The sequence below is a fragment of the Qipengyuania polymorpha genome (assembly GCF_019711435.1).
GTDB classification, from domain to species: domain Bacteria; phylum Pseudomonadota; class Alphaproteobacteria; order Sphingomonadales; family Sphingomonadaceae; genus Qipengyuania; species Qipengyuania polymorpha.
Genome location: NZ_JAIGNK010000003.1, coordinates 539,005 through 560,548 on the forward strand (window position 1 = coordinate 539,005; position 21,544 = coordinate 560,548).

The window sequence follows — 21,544 nt, forward strand, 5'->3', positions numbered from 1 at the left end:
ACCTTCACCGCGCCGCACCCGTTGCAGCGCCATGGATAGAGCGAAGACGATATGCGTGACCGGGGCGGGCAATGGCATCGGCCGCGCCATCCTGATGCACTTCGCCGGCCTCGGCTGGCGGGTGATCGGCCTCGACATAGATAGCGAGGCGCTGGCCCAGCTACGCGATGCCTTGCCGCGCGAACAGGCGCTGCTGCTGACCTGCGACACCGGCAGGGAAGGCGAGGTTTCGCGCGCTTTCGAACGCATCGCCGAATGGCTGGGCGACGACGGGCTCGATTGCCTCGTCAACAACTCGGGCATTTCCGATCCCTATTGCGGGCCACTCGAAGACCTCGACCTCGCCGACTGGCAGGCGTGGCTCGACGCAAGCCTGACCGCCGCCTTCCTCGTGTCGCGCGCCAGCCTGCCGCACCTCAGGCGGGCAGGGCAGGCGAGCATTGCCAATATCTCCTCGACGCGCGCAGTGATGAGCGAGCCTGAAACCTTCGCCTATGCCGCGGCCAAGGGCGGGCTCGATGCGCTGACTCACTCGATGGCCGTGACGCTCGGGCCGGACATTCGCGTCAACGCCATCCGTCCGGGCTGGATCGAGACCGGCCCGTGGCAGAAACGCGGCGCGCGCAGCCATCCCGAGCACCGCGACAAAGACCGCGAGCAACATCCCGTCGGACGCATCGGCAGGCCCGAAGATATCGCTGGGGCAGTGGAATATCTGCACGGTGCCGGTTTCGTAACCGGGCAACACCTCAATATCGATGGTGGCATGACGGTAAAGATGATCTACGAGCACTGACATGAGTGCAGGGGGAAAACTGGAAGGCCGCGTGGCCCTCGTGACCGGCGCAGCGCGCGGTCTGGGGTTCGAAATTGCCAAGCGCCTGGCGGGCGACGGGGCTGTCGTATTCATGGGAGGGCGGGACGCAGACGCCTTGCGCAAAGCCTGCGAAGCCATCGGCGGCAATGCGCAGCCGCTCCCCTTCGACGTCAGCGATGAGGCAGCCACTTGCGCCGCATTCGCCACTTTCGGCGAGGGCGGCCTCGACATCCTCGTCAACAATGTCGGAGAGCGCGACCGGCGAGAGCTGGGGGATATTTCGCGGGCCGACATGGCCCGGCTGCTCGATACCAACCTCGTCGCGCCCTTCGACCTGGCCCGGCGCGCCGCGCCGCTGATGCGCGCACGCGGCTACGGGCGGATCATCAATATCACCTCGATTGCGGCCGAGATCGCGCGCGGCGATGCCGCCTACACTGCGAGCAAGGGCGGGCTGGCCGCCCTGACCCGCGCGCTGGCGGCGGAACTTGGGGCCGACGGGATTACGGTCAATTCTGTTGCGCCCGGCTATTTCGCCACCGAGGCCAATGCCGAAATGGTCGCGGACGAAGCCATCGCCCGGCACCTTGCACGCCGCACCTCGCTCGGTCGCTGGGGCGAACCGCACGAGATAGCAGGCGCGGTGGCCTTTCTCGCCTCGGGTGATGCAAGCTACATTACCGGGCAGAGTATCGCGGTCGACGGCGGCTATCTCGCCCATTTCTGACTTGCAATATCGCGCACAACGGCTATTTGCGCGCCCTTCACCGACACGTGATTCCCCGCCGGTCTGGCCATTAGGGCTGCCAGGGCTGGCGCGACGTGTCTCTGACAAGGAGATGAAAATGCCCAAGCTGAAGACCAAGAGCGGTGTGAAGAAGCGCTTCAAGATCACTGCAACCGGCAAGGTCAAGCATGGTGTCGCCGGCAAGCGCCACCGCCTGTCCAGCCACAATGCGAAGTATATCCGCCAGAACCGCGGCACGACTGTCCTGTCCGAAGCCGACTGGAAAGCCGTCAAGAGCTGGGCGCCCTACGGCCTCAACTGATCGCGAACTAAGGAGATACTGATATGCCTCGCATTAAACGCGGCGTTACCACGCGCCAGAAGCACAAGCGGCTCCTAGACCAGGCCAAGGGCTATCGCGGTCGCCGCAAGAACACCATCCGCGTCGCGCGCCAGGCGGTCGAAAAGGCCGGCCAGTACGCATACCGCGACCGCAAGGTCAAAAAGCGCAACTTCCGCGCCCTGTGGATCCAGCGCATCAACGCTGCGGTTCGCGCCGAAGGCCTGACCTATTCGCAGTTCATGCACGGCACCAAGCTCGCCGGCATCGAACTCGATCGCAAGGTCATGGCAGACCTCGCCATGAACGAAGGCGCTGCTTTCAAGACGATCATCGAACAGGCCAAGAAGGCGCTTCCCGCCTAATTCGCCGGTCCGATTGCAAGTAAAACGGGCGCTTCCGGCAACGGGAGTGCCCGTTTTCTTTTATCGCAGATGGAGAAGCCCTCCAAAATGCGCTAGGCTGCGCTGAATGAGCGAGGGCAATACAACCGGTGCAGTGCCCCAGGTCGCGGTGCGTTTTTTCGCTCCGCCCGACGACCTCGCGCCGTGCTTCACGACATTCTACAAGATGGAGGTGAGGCCCCCCAGGGGCAAAATCCTGTCCGACTACCTCCAGCCCGAATGGTCGAACCTGCGTTTCTTCATGGGCGAACCTCCGCATGCCTACCCGCCCGAGGGCGGTGATGCGGTGACCTCTTCCTTCCAGGCCACCGGACCCAGTTCGCTCCCGATGCGGTTCGAACTGCCTGCCACGAGCATGTGGGGCATCGGCCTCCTGCCCCTGGGGTGGGCGCGCTATATGGCCGCTCCGGCGGACGAATTTGCCAATACGATTTGCGACGGGCACCAGAGCGAAGTCTTTTCCCGCTTCACGCCGCTTCACAACGCCTTGTGCTCGGGAGGTGAAAACGACGCGGCGCAATTTGCGCTGATCACCGAATTTTTCCGCGACCTTGCGCCGATGCCGCGCGACGCGTCCCGTATCCTCAAGGTCCACGAGGCCATGGTCGATCCCTATCTCATCGAGGTGGGCACGCTGGCAGAGCGGGTCGGCATCACCACCCGCACGCTGGAACGCCTGTGTCGCAGGCACTTCGGCTTCCCCCCAAGGTTGCTCCTGCGCCGCCAGCGCATGATGCGCAGCCTTGCGGCCTTCATGCTGTCGGACGGCAAGAGCTGGACCGAAACGATCGACCGGCACTATCACGACCAGGCGCATTTCGTGCACGAGTTCCACACCTTCATGGGCATGTCGCCGACGCAATATGCCGCAATGCCGCATCCTGTCCTCGCTGCCTTCATGGAAGAGCGGCAAAGGGTCTGGGGTTCGCCTGTGCAGACGCTCGACACGCCGCGCCATTTCGAACCGGACGACGAGGCCGAATGAACCGGGGCCGGGTTGCGCGTCACAGGGTCGACCTCGAATTCTTTCTTCCGCGGGAAGAATTGCGCCCCTTCATCACGACCTATTATCGCATGCGCATTTCGGGTGCGATGGATGACCCGGTGGTCGATTACCTGCACCCCGAGTGGACCAACCTGCGGTATTTCCCGGAAGGTTCGGTCAAGGCGGCCATCGGGGCGGGCGACCCCGAACCCATCCCCGCGCTCAGCCTGACGGGACCCACCACGCTCACCAACCTGTTCGAGGCGACCGACGGGACAAGCTGGGGTATCGGTATCCTGCCGCTGGGCTGGGCACGGCTGACCTCTGCGTCGGCCAGCGATTTCAGCGACCGGATCAGCGACCCGGCAGCCCATCCCGAATTGTCCGTGCTGGCCGGCGTGGCCCCGCTCCTGCGCGATGCGCAAGAGGATGCGCACGCAGTCTGCGCCTCGCTATCGGACCATTTCCTCGATGCGCTCGCAAGCGCCGCACCGCGCGAGAAGGCCATCCTGTCGGTGCAGCGCAGGCTGGTCGACCCTGCTGTCCACACGGTCGCCGAAATTGCCGAAGCTGCCGGAATGTCGGTGCGCACGCTCGAGCGTTTCAGCCGCGACGTGTTCGGCTTCTCGCCGCAATTGCTCCTGCGGCGCCAGCGCTTCCTGCGCAGCCTTGCGCAATTCATGCTCGATCCGTCGATGAAATGGATCGAGACACTCGACGCGCATTACCATGACCAGGCGCATTTCGTGCGCGACTTCAAGCACTTCATGAAAATGACACCGCGCCAATATGCCGCGCTCGACCATCCGGTGCTGTCGGCGGCTGCCGGGGCGCGCATGGCCACGGCGGGCGCGGCGATGCAGGTGCTGCACAGGCCGGGCAAGCCGGGCGGTTGAGGCTCTCCCCCTTGCTTTTAAAGCACAATTGCGCCGATAGGGGCCGTCCATGGGCGACTCCGCACCTGCGATAAGCGAATTCAACTCCGGCGGCCTGCGCCTGCGGGTCATCGGCCTCGCGCCCGACCTCGCCCCCTACACGCTGGGTTGCTATCGCACCGAAGTCGCCGAAGACACGCTGGTAGAAGACTGGCTGCCTCCCGAGCAGGCCAATTTGCGCACCGGGACGGCCGACATCTACGAGGCCTGCATCGGGGACGACCCGCTGGTCGATGTCCCTGCCGCCGTCATTTCCGGTGCCACCAACCGCGTCACCCGGCTGCGCATCAGCAACGGCAAGTTCTGGGGTATCGGCCTCACCCCCGCCGGATGGGCGCGATTGGTGGGTTATCCGGCCTTCGAAATGGCCAACAGCTTCCGCGACATCAACGAGGTTGAGGGGCTCGAACCACTCGCCGACCTGCTGGATTCGCTGCTTGAGGATGGCGACGACATGGTTGCCTGCGCCGAGCGGATTACGACATGCTTCCGCGCCCTCCTGGGCAGCCGCCCGCGCGAGGAAAGCACCATCCATGCCGTCCATCTCAGCCTGCTGTCGGAAGATACCACCGCGGTTGCCCCGCTGGCCGCGATGGCGGGCAAGAACCCGCGCACGTTCGAGCGTTTCTGCAAGCGGCATTTCGGCTTTCCCGCGCGCGCGCTGCTCAAGAAGCAACGTTTCCTGCGCAGTCTCGGCAAATACATGCTCGACCCCTCGATGAACTGGATAAATGCGCTCGACACGCATTACTGGGACCAGGCCCACTTCATCCGCGACTTCAAGGCGGTGATGGGAATGACCCCGAGCGAATATGCCGAGCGCGACCACCCGATCGTCAGGGCGGCGGTTGCGGTGACCAGCGCTACTGCGGGGGTTCCGCATCAGGCGCTCCAAGGGCCGGGTCAGGTGCTCGAGGACGAAACTGGGGTTTAGCATTGCGCCGCTTGCCGCTAGAGGCAGCCGCGAAGACGAATCCCTGTCGAGAGTAGCATGACCGATCTGGCACAATTGCAATCCGATGCGCTGGCCCGCATCGAAGCGGCGGACGACGCCGAGGCGCTTGAGGCGCTGCGTATCGAATTCCTCGGCAAGCAGGGCAGCATCTCTGCGCTGATGAAGACGCTGGGCAAGATGACGCCCGAAGAGCGGCAGGAACAGGCCCCGAAAATCCAGGGCGCGCGTACGGCGGTCGCCGACGCGATTACTGCGCGGAAAGAGGCTTTCGAGGCCGAGGAACTGGAGCGCAAGCTCGCCACCGAACGGCTCGACCTCACCCTGCCTGCGCCGGAAGCGCCCAAGGGCAGCGTGCACCCGGTGAGCCAGGTGATGGACGAGCTGGCCGAAATCTTTGCCGACCTCGGCTTCTCGGTCGCCACCGGACCCGAGATCGAGGACGACTGGCACAATTTCACCGCGCTCAACATGGCCGAAACGCACCCCGCGCGCGCCATGCACGACACCTTCTACTTCCCCGACCGCGATGCCGACGGCAACCGCATGCTTCTGCGCACGCATACTTCGCCGGTGCAGATCCGCAGCATGATGAAGCAGGGTGCGCCGATCCGCATCATCGCGCCGGGCCGCGTCTACCGCTCGGACAGCGACGCCACGCACACGCCGATGTTCCACCAGGTCGAAGGCCTCGTCATCGACAAGGATATCAACCTCGGCCACCTCAAGTGGACGCTAGAGACCTTTCTCAAGGCTTTCTTCGAGCGCGACGATATCGTGCTGCGCCTGCGCCCCTCCTACTTCCCCTTCACCGAACCTTCGGTCGAGGTCGATGTGGGCTGGAAGGACGTCGGTGGTCGCCGCGTGCTCGGCGGTGACGGCGATGCGCCGGGCCATGGCTGGATGGAACTTCTCGGCAGCGGCATGGTCAATCGCCGCGTAATTGAATTCGCCGGGCTCGATCCGGACGAATGGCAGGGTTTCGCATTCGGCGTGGGCGTCGACCGCCTCGCCATGCTCAAATACGGGATGGATGATTTGCGCGCCTTCTTCGACGGCGACCAGCGCTGGCTGGACCACTACGGCTTCTCGCCCTTCGACCAGCCGACCCTCTCCGCAGGCGTGGGAGCAGGCGCATGAAGTTCTCGCTCGAATGGCTGAAGTACTTCCTTGAAACCGACGCAAGCGCGGCGGACATCGCGGCTGCGCTCAATCGCATCGGCCATGAGGTCGAAGGCATCGAGGACCCGGCGGAGAAGCTTTCCGGCTTCCGCGTCGCCAAGGTGCTGACTGCCGCCAAGCATCCCGATGCCGACAAGCTGCAGGTCCTCACTGTCGATACCGGCGAGGGCGACCCGCTGCAGGTCGTTTGCGGCGCGCCCAATGCGCGTGCGGGTATGAAAGGCGTGCTGGGCCTTCCCGGCGCGGTGGTCCCGGCCAACGGCATGGAACTGCGCAAGAGCGCCATCCGCGGCGTGGAATCGAACGGCATGATGTGCTCGGTGCGCGAGCTCGAACTCGGCGAAGAGCACGATGGCATTATCGAGCTGCCCGAGGACGCGCCGGTTGGCCAGACCTTCGCCGAATATCACGATGCCTCGCCTGTATTCGATGTGGCGATCACGCCGAACCGCCCCGATTGCATGGGCGTGCAGGGCATAGCGCGTGATCTTGCCGCTGCCGGCCTCGGCACGTTCAAGCCGGTCGAAGCCTCGGAAATCGTGGCGTCGGGTGAGTGCCCGGTCGAAATCCGCACCGACGATCCGGAAGGCTGCCCGGCCTTCTACGGCCGCGTCATTCGCGGGGTCGACAATACCAAGCCTTCGCCCGAATGGATGCAGCGCCGCCTCATCGCGGCGGGCCAGCGCCCTATCTCGGCACTGGTCGATGCGACCAACTACCTCATGCTTGCCTTCGGGCGTCCGGCACACGTCTATGATCTCGCCAAGCTGTCGGGCGCAGTCGTCGCTCGCCGCGCAAAGGACGGCGAGACGGTCGAAGCGCTCAACGAGAAAACCTACACGCTCGACGACACCATGACCGTGATCGCCGACGACAATGGCGTGCACGATATTGCCGGCATCATGGGCGGCGAACATTCGGGCGCGACGACAAGCACGACCGATGTCCTCCTCGAGATCGCCTATTTCGATCCCGAGCGCATCGGCGTGACGGGCCGCAAGCTCGGCCTCGCCTCGGATGCGCGCACGCGTTTCGAGCGCGGCGTCGATCCGGCTTTCCTCGACGATGGCCTCGCGCTGCTGACCGACCTCATCGTGAAGACCTGCGGCGGCACGCCGACCGAGGTGGTGCGGGCAGGCACCCCGCCGACCGAAGCAAAGACCGTGAAGTTCGACCCCGAGCTGACCGAGCGTCTTGGCGGCATCGCGGTTTCGCAGGACGAGCAGCGCGCCATCCTGACCTCGCTCGACTTCACGGTCGGCGACGACTGGACGGTAACCTGCCCGCCGCGCCGCCACGACATCGAAGGCCCGGCCGACCTCGTCGAGGAAGTGGTTCGCATCCACGGCATCGACAATGTCGAGAGCACCCCGCTGCCGCGCCGTCCCGGCGTGGCGCTGCCGACCGCCACGCCGCTCCAACAGGTCGAGCGGAAGCTGCGCCGTGCTGCGGCTGCTCGCGGTCTGAACGAGGCGATTACCTGGTCCTTCCTGCCGACCGCCGAGGCGGAACATTTCGCCGATGGCGCGGAGCTGTGGGTGCTCGACAACCCGATCAGCGAGGACATGAAGGCGATGCGTCCCTCGCTCATCCCCGGCCTGCTCTCGGCTGCAAAGCGCAATGCCGACCGCGGTGCCGACGGTGCGCGCCTGTTCGAAATCGGCCGCCGCTACTTCCGCGGTAAAGACGGCGCGAGCGACGAGAAGCCGACGCTGGGCGTGGTGCTATCGGGCGAGAAGACCCCGCGCGGCTGGGCCAGCGGAAAGGCGGCGAAATTCGACGCCTATGATGCCAAGGCCGAAGCCATGGCGCTGCTCGAAGCCGCCGGTGCGCCGGTCGCAAACCTGATGGTGATGGGCGAGGCTGGCGACCAGTTTCACCCCGGCCAGTCGGCCACGCTGCGCCTAGGCCCCAAGAACGTGCTCGCCCGCTTCGGAGCGATCCACCCGAATACGCTCAAGGCTTTCGACATCGACGGGCCGGTGATGGCGGTCGAGATCTTCCTCGACGCGATCCCCGCCAAGAAGGGCGGCGGCTTTGCCCGCTCGGCCTATTCGCCGCCCGCATTGCAGGCGATCACCCGCGACTTCGCCTTCCTCGTCCCCGCCGACCTTGCGGCTGGCGACCTCGTGAAGGCCGTGCGCGGTTCGGACAAGAAGGCCATCGTCGACGCGCGCGTCTTCGACGTCTTCGCCGGACAGGGCGTGCCCGAAGGCAAGAAGTCGGTCGCAGTCGAAGTCGTGCTCCAGCCTGGCGAAAAGAGCTTTACCGATGAAGAGATCAAGGCGATTTCCGACAACATCGTGAAGAACGCCGCCAAGCAGGGCGCGGAGCTTCGCGGATGAAGACCGCCTTCGTCACCGGAGCCACCGCAGGCATTGGTGAGGCCACCGTCCGCACGCTGGTCGCGAGCGGCTGGCGCTGCGTGGCCACCGGGCGGCGCCAGGAACGGCTCGATGCGCTGGTCGAGGAACTTGGTGCGGACAAGGTCCATCCCGCCTGTTTCGACGTGCGCGATACCGAGGCGATGGATGCGGCAATAGCTGCCTTGCCGGAAGACTTCGCGGGCATCGACCTGCTGGTGAACAATGCAGGGCTCGCGCAGGGCCTCGCGCCCGCGCAGGAAGCCAATCTCGACGACTGGCAGACCATGATCGACACCAATGTGTCGGCCATGGTGGTGCTCACCCGCAAGTTGCTGCCCGTGCTCATCGCGCGCAAAGGCGCGATCATCGCGATCGGCTCGGTGGCGGGCAGCTATGTCTATCCGGGCGGCAATGTCTATGCCGGTTCGAAGGCCTTCGCGAACCACTTCACGCTCGCCCTGCGCGCGGACCTCCACGGCACCGGCGTGCGCGTGACCAGCATCGAGCCGGGCATGGTCGAGACCGAATTCACCGTCGTGCGCACCGGCAGCCAGCAGGCGTCGGACGACCTCTATCGCGGTGCCGACCCGATGACCGGGCAGGACATCGCCGACACGATTATGTGGATCGCCGAACTGCCCCCGCATCTCAACATCAACCGCATCGAGCTGATGCCGGTGAGCCAGGACTTCGCCGGCTTCCGCGTCGCGCGCTCCTAAGAGAACCATGACTTCAGACCGCCGTACATTCGCGATCATCTCGCACCCTGACGCGGGTAAGACCACGCTGACCGAAAAGCTGCTGCTGACCGGCGGCGCTATCCATCTCGCGGGCGAGGTCAAGGCGCGCGGGGCTGCGCGCCGCGCACGCTCCGACTGGATGAAGATCGAGCAGCAGCGCGGAATCTCGGTGACCAGCTCGGTCATGACCTTCGAGCGGGACGGGATCACCTTCAACCTGCTCGACACGCCGGGGCATGAGGACTTCTCCGAAGACACTTATCGCACGCTCACCGCAGTCGACAGCGCCATCATGGTGATCGACGCGGCCAAGGGTATCGAGCCGCAAACGCGCAAGCTGTTTGAGGTCTGCCGCTTGCGCAGCGTGCCGATCATCACCTTCGTCAACAAGGTCGACCGCGAGGGCCGTCCGGTGTTCGAACTGCTCGACGAGATTGCCGACATGCTGGCTTTGGATGTCAGCCCGCAGATGTATCCGGTCGGGATGGGCGGTGAATTCCAGGGTATTCTCGATTTCGAGAGCGGCGAAGTCGTTGTGCCCGAAGGCCCCTCGAAGGAATTCAAGGGCAAGCGCGTCGCCGATTTCGACTTGCCGGATGACATCGCCGAGAATGTCGAACTGGCGCAGATCGGCTATCCTGAGTTCGATCTCGAGGCTTATCGCAATGGAGACCTGACCCCGGTCTATTTCGGATCGGCCCTCAAGAACTTCGGTGTCACCGAGTTGATCGAGGCCATTGCAAAACATGCCCCGCCGCCGCGCCCGCAGCCCGCCGGCGAGGAACAGATTTCGCCCGATCGTGACGAGGTCACCGGCTTCATCTTCAAGGTGCAGGCCAACATGGATCCCAATCACCGGGACCGCATCGCGTTCATGCGGCAGGTGTCGGGCACCTTCAAACGCGGCATGAAGCTGACGCCTTCAGGCCTCGGCAAGCCGGTCGCGATCCACTCGCCGATCCTCTTCTTCGCACAGGACCGCGAAGTCGCCGACACCGCCGAGCCGGGCGATATCATCGGCATTCCCAACCACGGCACCTTGCGTGTCGGCGATACATTGAGCGAGAAGAACCAGGTTCGCTTCACCGGCCTGCCGAACTTCGCCCCCGAAATCCTGCGCCGCGTCGCGCTGGTCGATCCGACCAAGACCAAGCAGCTGCGGAAAGCTCTGGACGATCTCTCGGAAGAGGGCGTCATTCAGGTCTTCTATCCCGAGATCGGCGGCCAGTGGATCATCGGCGTGGTCGGCCAGCTGCAGCTCGACGTGCTGATCTCTCGGCTCTCGGCCGAATACAAGGTCGAGGCCAAACTCGAGGCCTCCCCCTTCGCCACCGCGCGCTGGATCAAGGGCGATGAAAAGGCGATGGCCGAGTTCGAGAAGTTCAATCTCTCAAACCTTGCCAAGGATCGCGACGGCGATCTCGTCTTCATGGCCAAGAGCCCGTGGGACGTGAATTACCAGGAAGAGAAGAATCCCGACCTCACCTTCTCGGCGACGAAGGAACGCTGAGGTTGAATCAATTGTGGAGCCGATGCAAAGCGCGCCCATGACGCTCACCGGCCCCACTTCCCAGACCTTCATATCGCAACGCTTGCGCCTCAACTACCTCGACTGGGGCAATCGCGGAAAGCCGCCTTTGGTGCTGGTCCATGGTGGCCGTGACCATGCGCGAAGCTGGGACTGGGTGGCGGAAGAACTGCGCGAGGACTGGCACGTGGTGGCGATGGACCACCGCGGTCATGGCGACAGTGACTGGGTTTCGGACGGCAATTACCAGGTCAACGACATGGTCTACGACCTCGCGCAGCTCGTCCACCAGCTCGGCGTCGGACCCGTTACCATCGTCTCCCATTCGATGGGCGGCAATGTCTCGCTGCGTTACGCCGGGACCTTCCCCGAGATGGTCAGCAAGATCGTCGCCATCGAAGGCCTCGGCCCCAGCCCCAAGCGGCAGGCGGAGATGCGCGAGAAGAGCTATCCCGAGCGTATGGCCGAATGGATCGGCAAGAAGCGCTCGGCCTCTGGCCGCACTCCGCGTAAGTATGAAAGCATCGAGGCCGCCTTCGCCCGCATGATCGAGGAGAACAGCTACCTCACCGAGGAACAGGCGCGCCATCTGACCATACACGGGGTGAACCGCAACGAGGATGGCACCTATAGCTGGAAGTTCGATCCGCATCTCAACGTCTGGCACATCGAGGATATCGCCGACCAGTTCCTCCACCAGACCTGGGCCGCGATCACCGCACCGACGCTGCTCCTATATGGCGCCGACAGTTGGGCTTCGAACCCCGAGGGCGATGGCCGGCTGGATCACTTCTCCAATGCCGAAGTCATCGAGTTCGAGAACGCCGGTCACTGGCTCCACCACGACCAGTTCGACCGTTTCATGAAGACCATTCGCGACTTTCTCTAGGGACATCCGGCACAAGCGCGCAGGCTGTCCATTGGTGATGATGTGCGCCTGACTTTCGCCAGCTACAACATCCACAAGGCCGTCGGTCTGGATCGCAAGCGCGACCCCGAACGCATACTGTCTGTCATCCACGAGATCGACGCCGACATCATCGCCCTGCAGGAGGCCGACCGCCGCATCGGTGCGCGCGAGACCTGTATTCCCCGCGCTGAAATCGACGATACGCACTGGCGGCTGATCGAGGTCGCCAAGCGCCCGCGCTCCATCGGATGGCATGGCAATGCCTTGCTGGTGCGCCGGAATATCGAAGTCCATGAAGGCGAACCGCTCGACCTGCCGACGCTCGAACCGCGCGGAGCGGCTTGCGGGGAAATCACCGTGGAAGGCCATCGCATGCGCGTCATCGGCACGCATCTCGATTTGTCGGGCCTGAGGCGGCGCGACCAGATCCGCTCGCTGGTGGGCTTTGTCGAGGACTGCACGCGCAATCTGCCGACCGTCATCATGGGCGATTTCAACCAGTGGGGCCGTGCGACCGGGGCCATGCGCGAATTCTCGGACCGCTGGATGGTCGTGACCCCGGGCAAGAGCTACCCCTCGCGCCAGCCGGTCGCCACGCTCGACCGGATCGTGGCGAGCAAGCACTGGGGCTGCGTCGACGCCAAGGTCCACCATACCGGCCTCGCGGCGGTCGCTTCAGACCACCTGCCCGTCGTGGCGACACTCGAGCTGATTAAAAAATAAGCGACAGCCTAAAAATCGAGCATCATTCGCGGCTTTTGCTCTCCCAAACCCCCGAAATCGCCCATTTGCTAGTTTGGCACACCCCTTGCTGCATGTGCGAAAGCCGGCGCTTGGGTCGGTGCGCAACACGAAGGGGTGTGGCTGTGAAATTCATCATCGCCGTCATCAAGCCATTCAAGCTCGACGAGGTGCGCGAAGCACTCGGGGCAATCGGAGTGGCCGGGATGACCGTTACCGAAGTCAAGGGCTTCGGCCGTCAGAAGGGACAGACGGAAATTTACCGCGGGGCCGAATATTCGACCAATATGCTGCCCAAGGTGAAGCTCGAAATCGCGGTTGGCGACGATCTCGCGCCGCAGGTGGTCGAAACCATCCAGCAAGCCGCCAGCACCGAAGCGATCGGCGACGGGAAGATCTTCGTCTTCGACCTCGCCAGCGCCACCCGCATTCGCACCGGCGAAACCGGCGACACCGCGCTGTGACATCCTGGAGGGACACCATGACCATGCGTAATCTCATGCGCGCCGCCGCTATCGCCGGTACCGCGCTTTTCACCGCCACTGCCGCGCATGCGCAGGAGGCAGCCGAAGCTGCCGCGGCCGTACCCAACCCCGGCAACAATGCCTGGATGATGACCGCCACGATCCTCGTGCTGCTGATGATCATCCCGGGCCTGACGCTGTTCTACGGCGGCCTGACCCGCTCGAAGAACATGCTCTCCACCATGACCCAAATCGGCGCCACTGCGGCGCTCGCAATGATCATCTGGGTGATGTGGGGCTACAGTCTCGCCTTCGGCGACACCACTTACGAAGGCACGCTCGGCCTCTTCATCAGCGGGGGCAGCTATTTCCTCGCCGGCACCGATGCGAGCAGCACGGCCGCCACTTTCACCGATGAAGTCATCTCCAAATATGTGTTCATCAGCTTCCAGATGACCTTCGCCGCGATTACCGCCGCCCTGATCCTGGGTGCGACGGCAGAGCGCATGAAGTTCAGCGCAGTGATGGCCTTTGTGCCGATCTGGCTGACCATCGTCTACTTCCCGATTGCCCACATGGTCTGGGCTGGCGGCGGCCTGCTGTTCGAAGACGGCGCGCTCGACTTTGCCGGCGGCACCGTGGTGCACATCAACGCCGGTGTCTCGGGCCTCGTCCTTGCCTACCTCCTCGGCAAGCGCCGCGGCTGGCCGCAGGAGCCGATGATGCCGCACTCGATGACGCTGACCATGGTCGGCACGGGCCTGCTGTGGGTGGGCTGGTTCGGCTTCAACGCCGGTTCGGCACTCGAAGCCGACGGCTCGGCTGGCCTTGCCATGATCAACACCTTCGTTGCCACGGCAGCAGGTGCGCTGGCCTGGATGGTCATCGAGAAGCTGGCGGGCCACAAGGGTTCGGCACTCGGCTTCTGTTCGGGCGTCATTGCCGGTCTCGTTGCCGTCACTCCGGCAGCAGGCAATTCGGGGCCCTTCGGCGCCATCCTGCTCGGTATCCTCTCGGCAGCGGTCTGCTACTTCTTCGTCGCCAAGGTGAAGGCCAAGTTCGGCTATGACGACAGCCTCGATGCTTTCGGCATCCACGGCATCGGCGGCATCGTCGGCGCTATCGGTACGGCGGTTGTCTACCAGCCATGGATCGGCGGCCCGGGCGATGGCTCGACCGCACTCGGTACCCAGCTGGGTATCCAGGTCTTCAGCGTTGTCGTGACGATTGTCTGGGCAACCGTTGGCACCCTCATCGCCGGATATCTCGTCAAGCTGACAATCGGCCTCCGGGTTACCGAGGAAGCCGAAGTCGACGGGCTCGACATCTCCGAACACGGGGAGCGCGCCTACAACTAACCAGTTCGGCGGGGCCGCCCCTTTTCTCTCTCCTCTCGAGGAGTGGCCCCGCCCAACCTTGTTCCTCCTGCGAACAAAGCCTTTGTAAGGGCCGGGACTTTTGAAGAAGTTCCGGCCCCTTTTTCATGCTCAGCTGAAGCAACTATACGGCAGCCTGTGAATAGCCGGCGTTGCATTTGTTTCGCGACGGGCGCATGAAACCCTTCTGTCACATTAACAGATGTGGCGAGAGCATCAGGGAGGAACCACATGCTTCGTGCCAACACGTTGAAAACACTCGTGCGCCCGGCTTTCTTGTCGAGCGTCGCCGGACTGGCGATCGCATCGCCCGCCTATGCGCAGGACACCGAAACCCGGATCGAGACCGATGCCGAAGCGGTTGCCGAGGCCGACGCGCCGGCCATCATCGTCACCGGTACGCGCCAGAGCGACCGTTCGGCAGCAGACACGGTGGCCCCGGTCGACGTGGTCGGCTCGGCCGAACTCAACAACACCGCAGACGCCGACATCGGCAATGTGCTGCGCGTCTCGGTCCCCTCGTTCAACGTCGGCACCCAGCCGATTTCGGACGCTGCGACGCTGGTCCGCCCGGCCAACCTGCGCGGCCTTTCGCCCGACAACACGCTGGTGCTGGTCAACGGCAAGCGCATGCACCGCGCCGCGGTCATCGCCTTCCTCGGCGGCGGTATTTCGGACGGTTCGCAGGGGCCCGACATCTCGGTCATCCCTTCGATCGCCATCAAGCAGCTGGAAGTGCTGCGCGACGGTGCATCCTCGCAATATGGTTCGGACGCCATCGCGGGCGTGCTCAACTTCATCCTCAAGGACGCGCCTGACGGCGGGACGGTTTCTGCACAATGGGGCCAGACCTACGAGGGTGACGGCGACAAATATTCGATTGCCGGCAATGTCGGTATTGGCCTCGGCAGCACGGGTTTCCTCAACCTGTCGGGCGAATATGGCGAGCAGGATGCGACCGTCCGCTCGGTCCAGCGCGATGACGCTGCAGCGCTGATTGCGGCCGGCAACACCGATGTCGCCGATCCGGCGCAGATCTGGGGGCAGCCCAACGTCAATGACGACATGAAGTTCTATGCCAACATGGGCGTCGACTTCACGCCGGAAATCAGCTTCTACGCCTTCGGCAACTATGCCGAGCGCAATGTCGATGGTGGCTTCTTCTTTCGCAACCCGACCAACCGCGGCGGTGTTTATGAAGGACCGACCGTTGATCCGGCAACCGGACAGCCGCTCGCTGCAGCCGATGGCGGTGTGCCCTCGGTTCTCGTCGGCGACCTTTCTATCGACACCGCGGGCGACTGCCCGGCGGGTATCCCGCTTACGAATGGTGGCCTGATTCCCGATCCCACCATCCTCGCCCAGGTCAGCGCCGACGCGAACTGCTTCAGCTTCGTCGAACTGTTCCCGGGCGGTTTCACCCCGCGCTTCGGCGGCGATGTCGAGGATTATTCGGCAGCAGCCGGCATCCGCGGCCAGCTGTTCGGCGGGCTCGATTTCGACCTCAGCTATCGCCACGGCCGGAACAAGACCTCGTTCAGCATCCGCAACACGGTGAACGCCTCGCTCGGCCCCAACACGCCGACCGAGTTCAACCCCGGCGGTTATGCGCAGACCGAGAATGTCGTCAACCTCGACCTGGGTTATGAAATCCCTGTCGGTGGCGGCAGCATCTATATCGCCTCGGGCGCGGAATATCGCGACGAGGAGTTCACCATCACCGCTGGTGATCCGGCTTCCTTCGCGCTGGGCCCGCTCGCCCAGCCGAGCGCGGCCTATCCGACCGGGCAGGGTTTCTCGACCAGCTCCAACGGCTTCCCGGGCTTTGCGACCAATGCCGCAGGCTCGAGCAAGGAAGACAACAAGGCGGCCTATATCGATATCGAAGCCGACCTCGTCGACGCGCTGACCCTGCAGGGTGCGGTCCGCTACGAGGACACCAAGAGCTTCGGCGACACGGTGACCTGGAAGCTGGGTGCGCTTTACAAGCTGACCGATGCGTGGCGCCTTCGCGGCACCTATTCGACCGGCTTCCGCGTGCCGACCGCCGGACAGGCGAACGTCATCAACATCACCACGCAGTTCTCCAATGGCGAGCTGCAGGATGAAGGCACCTTCCCGCTCAACAGCGCGGCGGGCCTCATCGTGTCCGACTATGTCGCGGGCAATGATGTCATCCTGCTGGGTGATGGCAGCACCGGTGCCGGCGGCGTGCGTCCGACGCTGGGCTCGGAAAAGTCCGACAGCTTCACGCTTGGCGTGGCGGGCGATTTCGGTGATTTCACCGTCACGCTCGACTATTTCAACATCAAGCTGCGCGACCGTATCTCGCGCTCGTCGGCCATCAGCTTCCCCGCAGCGCTCTGCTACCTCGCCGATGTCGACGGCGTGGCAACCGGCTGTCCGGCGAACTACAACGACCCGGATGAAACGCTGCCGTCGCCGGCCGAGCTGCTGACCCAGCTCGATGCGGCAGGCTCGCTCAACCGCGGCGACTTCACCGGGTTCGAGGACCTCGTATCGTTCAGCTACTTCAACAACGACTTCGACACCCGCACGCAGGGTCTCGACTTCGTGGCGAATGCGCGGCTCTATCCGTTCGAAAGCGGCACGACCCGGGCAACGCTGGCGATCAACTGGACCGATACCAAGGTCACCGATGCCGGTTCGACCATCTCGGCAACCCGCCAGCGCCAGCTGGAAGAAGGGCTGCCGCAGTGGAAGGGCTTCCTCAACCTGACGCACGAACAGGGCCGCTTCCGCGGCCTGCTGCGCGCCAACTACTTCGGCAGCTATTACGAGGCACACCTCGAAGACAGCACGCTGCCGATTGATGCTGGTGCGGAGCTGACCTTCGACGTCGAAGCGGCCTATGAAGTCCTCGACGGGCTCGAACTGGCTGTCGGTGCACAGAACGTGCTCGACAACTATCCCGAGCTGAACCCCTATTCGGGCATCGTCGGCGCGAAGTATGGCGAGCGTTCGCCCTTCGGCTTCAACGGCGGCAACTACTACCTGCGCGCCCGCTTCCAGTGGTAAGCGAAGCACGCAAGTTGTAATCGGGAGGGGCGGCCGGATTGGTCGCCCCTCTTGTTTTGGGGAGAGGTGAATTGCTCACAATCCGGACGGCCACGCGCGAGGATGAGGAAGCGATTTCCGAACTCATGGTGCTCGCTATCGAGGAACTCCAGAAAGGCTATCTCACCCCGGAGCAAGTCGAGGCATCGAAGGCGGGCATGGGTCTCGATGGCCAACTCATCGAGGACGGGACATATTTCTGTGTCGAGGACGATGGCGCGCTGGCAGGCTGCGGTGGCTGGTCGCGCCGCGCTACGCTTTACGGCGGAAACCACTCGGCGGGCCGCGATGCGCGCCTGCTCGATCCCGCAACCGAGCGGGCACGGATAAGGGCGATGTACACTCATCCGGACCATGTGAAGAAGGGCGTGGGGCGGCTCATCCTCGACACAGCGGAGGAAGCCGCGAAGGCCGACGGCTTCACGGCCATCGAAATGGCCGCCACGATGGCAGGGAAACCGTTCTACGAACGCTGCGGCTATGCCGTCGAGAGCGAATGGGAAGACACCAATGGCGCGGTCCCGGTCCCGCTCGCGACGATGGCGAAGACCCTTTAGGCCTCGCGGATCAGGAACAGTCCCAAGAGCGCGGCCATTGCCAGCCAGATGGCGACCACGAACAGGAGCCCGACCATCGAGTTGGGCCGCTCGGCCAGCCGCGCCGCGCGCTCGCGGAATTCAGCCATGAGCGCTGCCGGGATCAGTTTCAGTACCAGCCAGATACCGAGGGGCACGATGAGTAAATCGTCAAGCAGGCCCAGCACCGGGATGAAGTCCGGGATGAGATCGATCGGGCTGAGCGCATAGGCCGCCACCGCGCCTGCCAAGAGCTTGGCCACAAGCGGCGTCCGTGCATCGCGGGCAGCCAGCCACAAGGCCAGCACATCACGTTTGAGCGTCTTCGCCCAGTCGGCAAGCCTACCCAGCGAGCGCTTCCTTGACGAAATCGGCGCAGCGCTCGCCAATCATGATCGAGGGCGCGTTGGTGTTGCCCGAGACGAGGCGCGGCATGATGCTGGCATCGGCCACCCAGAGCCCCTCGATCCCTCGCACCTTGAGCGTGGGGTCGACCACATCGTCCTCGCCCGCGCCCATGCGGCACGTGCCCACCGGGTGGTAGACCGTGTCCGCGCGGCTGCGGATGAGTGCGTCGAGCTGGTCGTTGTCCTGCAGGTCGATGGGATAGCGGTCCTGCGGGCCATAGGCCTGCAGCGCAGGCGCCTCGGCGATGCGGTGCGACAGGCGCACCCCTTCGCGCAAGGTGGCGATATCGCGCTCGTCATCGAGGAAGTTGGGGTCGATGAGCGGCGCGTCTTCCGCCTTGCGGCTGGCGAGGCGCACCGTGCCGCGGCTCTCGGGGCGCAGTACGCAGGCATGGAGCGAGAATCCGTAGCCCCTGACTGTCGTGCGGCCATGGTCTTCGAGCATGGCAGGAACGAAGTGCCACTGGATATCGGGCGCGGGCGCATCGGGCATGACGGTCCAGAAACCGCCGGCCTCGGCATAGGGCGTGGTCATCGGTCCGCTGCGGTGGCGGCGATGCTCGATAATGGCCTTGGCCATGCGCACCGTGCCTTTCAGCGTGCTGCCGATGAACTGGTCGCTCTCCGTCTCCCAGCTCGATACGTAGTCGATATGGTCCTGCAGGTCCGAACCCACGGCAGGCTTGTCGAGCACGACATCGATGCCATGCTCCTTCAGGTGCTCGGCCGGGCCGATGCCCGATAGCATGAGGATTTGCGGCGAATTGAACGCACCCGCCGACAGCACGACGCCGCCGCGCGCCTTGACCGTGCGCTCGCGCTTGCCGACCGAATAGGTGACCCCCGTCACCCGCCCCTCTGCGATTTCCAGCCGCTGGACGGTCACGCCGATACGAATGTCGAGATTCTCCGAACCGCGCTTGGGCTCGACATAGGCACGCGCGGCGGACCAGCGTTCGCCGTCCTTCTGCGTGACCTGGTATAGTCCGAAACCGGCCTGTTTCTCACCGTTGAAATCAGCATTAAGCGGCAGCTGCAATTCCTGCGCCGCTTCGACGAAAGCCATACTGCCTTCGTTGGCGTATTTCTGGTCGCTGACCCACAGCGGGCCGTCCTGCCCGTGATACTGGCTTTCGCCGCGCACATTGTGTTCGGCGCGCTTGAAGTAGGGCAGCACGTCGTCATAGGCCCAGCCGGTGCAGCCAAGTTCCGCCCAATTGTCGTAATCCCATTTGTTGCCGCGGATGTAGACCATGGCGTTGATGGCCGAGGAGCCGCCAAGGCCCTTGCCGCGCGGCTGGTAGCCGACGCGGCCGTTGAGCCCCTTCTGCGGTACGGTCTCGTACATGTAGTTGGCGGCCTTGTTCGGGATGGCCAGCATGCCGGGCATGGTGATGCGGAAGCCGTTGTTGCGCCCTCCGGCCTCGAGCAGGCACACTTTCTTGCCGGAATCAGCCAGCCGTCCGGCAACCGCGCTGCCGCCGCTGCCTCCGCCGACGACGATAACGTCGAACTCGTCCATCAATGAAACTCCTCTCGATTCGAGAGGTTAGGCAGGCTCGGCCTCGCCTGCAATCGGGTTTTCATCCGCAACCGTTTTGTCCACCGCTGTGCCCGATGTCCGTTCGAGCCAGGCAGCCCGAATCTGGTCGCTGGTCTGGCGGCTGCCGTCATGTGTCCAGCCCGGTTCGCGCAGGAGATAGGACAGCTTGTGTTTCCAGGGGCTGCGCCACATGTCCTGCGCGATGCCGATCCATTCATGGAAGACCGCCCACAGGAGGTTGAAGCTGCCCAATTGCTTGACGATGCCATAGCGGATTTTCTCGTCACGTGTTTCCGGCTCGAACGTGCCGAACAGCTTGTCCCAGACGATGAAGACGCCCGCGTAATTGCGGTCGAGATAGCGCGGGTTGGTCGCATGGTGGACGCGGTGGTGGCTCGGCGTGTTCATCACCGCCTCGAACCAGCGCGGCATGCGGTCGATGGCCTCGGTGTGAATCCAGAACTGGTAGATGAGGTTGAAGCCGCCGCAGATGGCAATCATCACCGGGTGGAAGCCGAGCAGCACCAGCGGCAGCGCGAAGGCGAAGCCCAGCGTGAGGAAGCCGGTCCATGTCTGGCGGAGCGCGGTCGAGAGGTTGTAGTGCTGGCTCGAATGGTGGTTCACATGGCTCGCCCAGAACCAGCGCACGCGGTGCCCGAAGCGGTGGACCCAGTAATATTTGAGGTCGTCGAGCACGAAGCACAGCGGCCAGGCCCACCATACGGCCCACCATTCGGGGCCGAAGTCGAACAGGCGGTATTCCCACACGAACAGGTAGAGCGCGAGGAACAGTCCGCCGAACAGCAGGCCCGAAACCGTGCTGCCGAGGCCGAAAGCGAGGCTGGTGAGCGTGTCCTTCGGCTCGTAGGCATGGCGGTTCTTGCGCCACGCCCACACCATCTCGATGAGGACGAGCGCGACGAAACCGGGCACGGCATATTCGGTGGGCGAGAAATCGGGCATGGTCGCGCTACTTTATAGCCTCAATTCGCTGAACCCAAGCTGGCGCATCATCGAGCACCAGTCTGGCTGCGCCGTAACGCTTTTCGGCGGTGTCGATGACGAGCGTGTCGCCCTCGATTGCGGCGCTGGCTGCGGCGGTGAGGATGCGGCCTGCGAAATGCGTCCCGTGCGGACGCAGCAGCAGGATGTTTCCCGATGCGTCTGACAGCAAGGCACCGCGGCCTTCGCTGTCGAGCGACAGTTTCTCGGCGTCGAAACCGTCGACCGCCTCACCGGCAGCGCGGCGCGCGTCCTCCTCGCTTTCCAGCTTGCGCTCGGGGCCGAGCTTCAGGCTCCAGGCAATGCCTGCGAGGAGGAGGATAGCGGCAAGCGAGCCGAAGAATTGCAGCAGTTGCGGGTCCATGAGGCATAGCGGATTGGCACGGGGCGCGCTTTCCAGCAAGCAGATGTGGACGAGACCCGCAGGTTCGAGATCCACGCAAGCCTGCTGCTGCGCGACAGCCGCCAGCGG

The 21,544-nt window shown here is 64.1% G+C and carries 21 protein-coding genes; 17 read left to right on the forward strand and 4 right to left on the reverse strand.

Annotated features, from left to right (window positions below):
* Nucleotides 1-31 precede the first annotated feature (31 nt).
* The 17 genes from K3152_RS11480 (at nt 32) to K3152_RS11560 (ending at nt 18,102) form a co-directional block, all read left to right on the forward strand.
* Nucleotides 32-796 carry an SDR family NAD(P)-dependent oxidoreductase gene (locus K3152_RS11480; RefSeq protein WP_221574228.1) on the forward strand — a complete coding sequence of 255 codons (765 nt, stop codon included), beginning with the start codon at nt 32-34 and terminating at the stop codon, nt 794-796.
* 1 nt (nt 797) lies between these two features.
* On the forward strand, nt 798-1,544 hold the full coding sequence (locus K3152_RS11485) for an SDR family oxidoreductase (RefSeq protein ID WP_221574229.1): 747 nt from the start codon (nt 798-800) through the stop codon (nt 1,542-1,544).
* 118 nt (nt 1,545-1,662) lie between these two features.
* Nucleotides 1,663-1,866: a 50S ribosomal protein L35 gene (gene rpmI, locus K3152_RS11490; RefSeq protein WP_221574230.1), complete on the forward strand. Its 204-nt coding sequence runs from the start codon at nt 1,663-1,665 to the stop codon at nt 1,864-1,866.
* Between the two features lie 23 nt (nt 1,867-1,889).
* Nucleotides 1,890-2,249: a 50S ribosomal protein L20 gene (gene rplT, locus K3152_RS11495; protein WP_221574231.1), complete on the forward strand. Its 360-nt coding sequence runs from the start codon at nt 1,890-1,892 to the stop codon at nt 2,247-2,249.
* Nucleotides 2,250-2,355: 106 nt separating this feature from the next.
* Complete coding sequence (locus tag K3152_RS11500) at nt 2,356-3,273, forward strand: helix-turn-helix domain-containing protein (protein WP_221574232.1); 918 nt, start codon at nt 2,356-2,358, stop codon at nt 3,271-3,273.
* Nucleotides 3,270-4,169, forward strand: coding sequence for a helix-turn-helix domain-containing protein (locus tag K3152_RS11505; RefSeq protein WP_221574233.1), 900 nt, complete (start codon nt 3,270-3,272; stop codon nt 4,167-4,169). Before K3152_RS11500 ends, K3152_RS11505 begins: the two co-directional genes overlap by 4 nt.
* A gap of 49 nt (nt 4,170-4,218) precedes the next feature.
* Nucleotides 4,219-5,142 carry a helix-turn-helix domain-containing protein gene (locus K3152_RS11510; RefSeq protein WP_221574234.1) on the forward strand — a complete coding sequence of 308 codons (924 nt, stop codon included), beginning with the start codon at nt 4,219-4,221 and terminating at the stop codon, nt 5,140-5,142.
* 57 nt (nt 5,143-5,199) lie between these two features.
* Nucleotides 5,200-6,300, forward strand: coding sequence for a phenylalanine--tRNA ligase subunit alpha (gene pheS, locus K3152_RS11515; protein WP_221574235.1), 1,101 nt, complete (start codon nt 5,200-5,202; stop codon nt 6,298-6,300).
* Entirely contained in the window at nt 6,297-8,687 is a 2,391-nt protein-coding gene (gene pheT / locus K3152_RS11520) for a phenylalanine--tRNA ligase subunit beta (RefSeq protein WP_221574236.1), read from the forward strand. The genes pheS and pheT overlap by 4 nt, the downstream gene beginning before the upstream one ends.
* On the forward strand, nt 8,684-9,427 hold the full coding sequence (locus K3152_RS11525; RefSeq protein ID WP_221574237.1) for an SDR family NAD(P)-dependent oxidoreductase: 744 nt from the start codon (nt 8,684-8,686) through the stop codon (nt 9,425-9,427). The genes pheT and K3152_RS11525 overlap by 4 nt, the downstream gene beginning before the upstream one ends.
* Nucleotides 9,428-9,434: 7 nt before the next feature.
* Nucleotides 9,435-10,958, forward strand: coding sequence for a peptide chain release factor 3 (locus K3152_RS11530; protein WP_221574238.1), 1,524 nt, complete (start codon nt 9,435-9,437; stop codon nt 10,956-10,958).
* A 37-nt stretch (nt 10,959-10,995) separates the two neighbouring features.
* Nucleotides 10,996-11,865: an alpha/beta fold hydrolase gene (locus tag K3152_RS11535; RefSeq protein WP_221574239.1), complete on the forward strand. Its 870-nt coding sequence runs from the start codon at nt 10,996-10,998 to the stop codon at nt 11,863-11,865.
* A 42-nt stretch (nt 11,866-11,907) separates the two neighbouring features.
* Nucleotides 11,908-12,609 (forward strand): endonuclease/exonuclease/phosphatase family protein, encoded by a 702-nt coding sequence (locus tag K3152_RS11540; protein WP_221574240.1) that lies wholly within the window; start codon nt 11,908-11,910, stop codon nt 12,607-12,609.
* A gap of 143 nt (nt 12,610-12,752) precedes the next feature.
* On the forward strand, nt 12,753-13,091 hold the full coding sequence (locus K3152_RS11545; RefSeq protein ID WP_221574241.1) for a P-II family nitrogen regulator: 339 nt from the start codon (nt 12,753-12,755) through the stop codon (nt 13,089-13,091).
* Between the two features lie 17 nt (nt 13,092-13,108).
* The gene (locus K3152_RS11550) at nt 13,109-14,449 is read left to right on the forward strand and encodes an ammonium transporter (protein WP_221574242.1); all 1,341 of its coding nucleotides are present in this window, start codon (nt 13,109-13,111) and stop codon (nt 14,447-14,449) included.
* A gap of 249 nt (nt 14,450-14,698) precedes the next feature.
* The gene (locus K3152_RS11555) at nt 14,699-17,506 is read left to right on the forward strand and encodes a TonB-dependent receptor plug domain-containing protein (RefSeq protein ID WP_221574243.1); all 2,808 of its coding nucleotides are present in this window, start codon (nt 14,699-14,701) and stop codon (nt 17,504-17,506) included.
* A gap of 125 nt (nt 17,507-17,631) precedes the next feature.
* The gene (locus tag K3152_RS11560) at nt 17,632-18,102 is read left to right on the forward strand and encodes a GNAT family N-acetyltransferase (RefSeq protein WP_221574406.1); all 471 of its coding nucleotides are present in this window, start codon (nt 17,632-17,634) and stop codon (nt 18,100-18,102) included.
* Here K3152_RS11560 and K3152_RS11565 read toward each other — a convergent pair.
* Genes K3152_RS11565 through K3152_RS11580 form a run of 4 tightly spaced genes read right to left on the reverse strand, consistent with a single transcriptional unit; the run spans nt 18,099 to nt 21,511 of the window.
* On the reverse strand, nt 18,099-18,509 hold the full coding sequence (locus K3152_RS11565) for a YkvA family protein (protein ID WP_221574244.1): 411 nt from the start codon (nt 18,507-18,509) through the stop codon (nt 18,099-18,101). The genes K3152_RS11560 and K3152_RS11565 overlap by 4 nt on opposite strands.
* A complete protein-coding gene (locus K3152_RS11570; RefSeq protein ID WP_221574245.1) occupies nt 18,463-20,049 on the reverse strand; it encodes a GMC family oxidoreductase in 1,587 nt (528 codons plus the stop codon). The genes K3152_RS11565 and K3152_RS11570 overlap by 47 nt, the downstream gene beginning before the upstream one ends.
* Before the next feature lie 27 nt (nt 20,050-20,076).
* Nucleotides 20,077-21,033: a sterol desaturase family protein gene (locus K3152_RS11575; RefSeq protein ID WP_221574246.1), complete on the reverse strand. Its 957-nt coding sequence runs from the start codon at nt 21,031-21,033 to the stop codon at nt 20,077-20,079.
* A 7-nt stretch (nt 21,034-21,040) separates the two neighbouring features.
* On the reverse strand, nt 21,041-21,511 hold the full coding sequence (locus K3152_RS11580; RefSeq protein ID WP_345719806.1) for a hypothetical protein: 471 nt from the start codon (nt 21,509-21,511) through the stop codon (nt 21,041-21,043).
* Between the last annotated feature and the right edge of the window lie 33 nt (nt 21,512-21,544).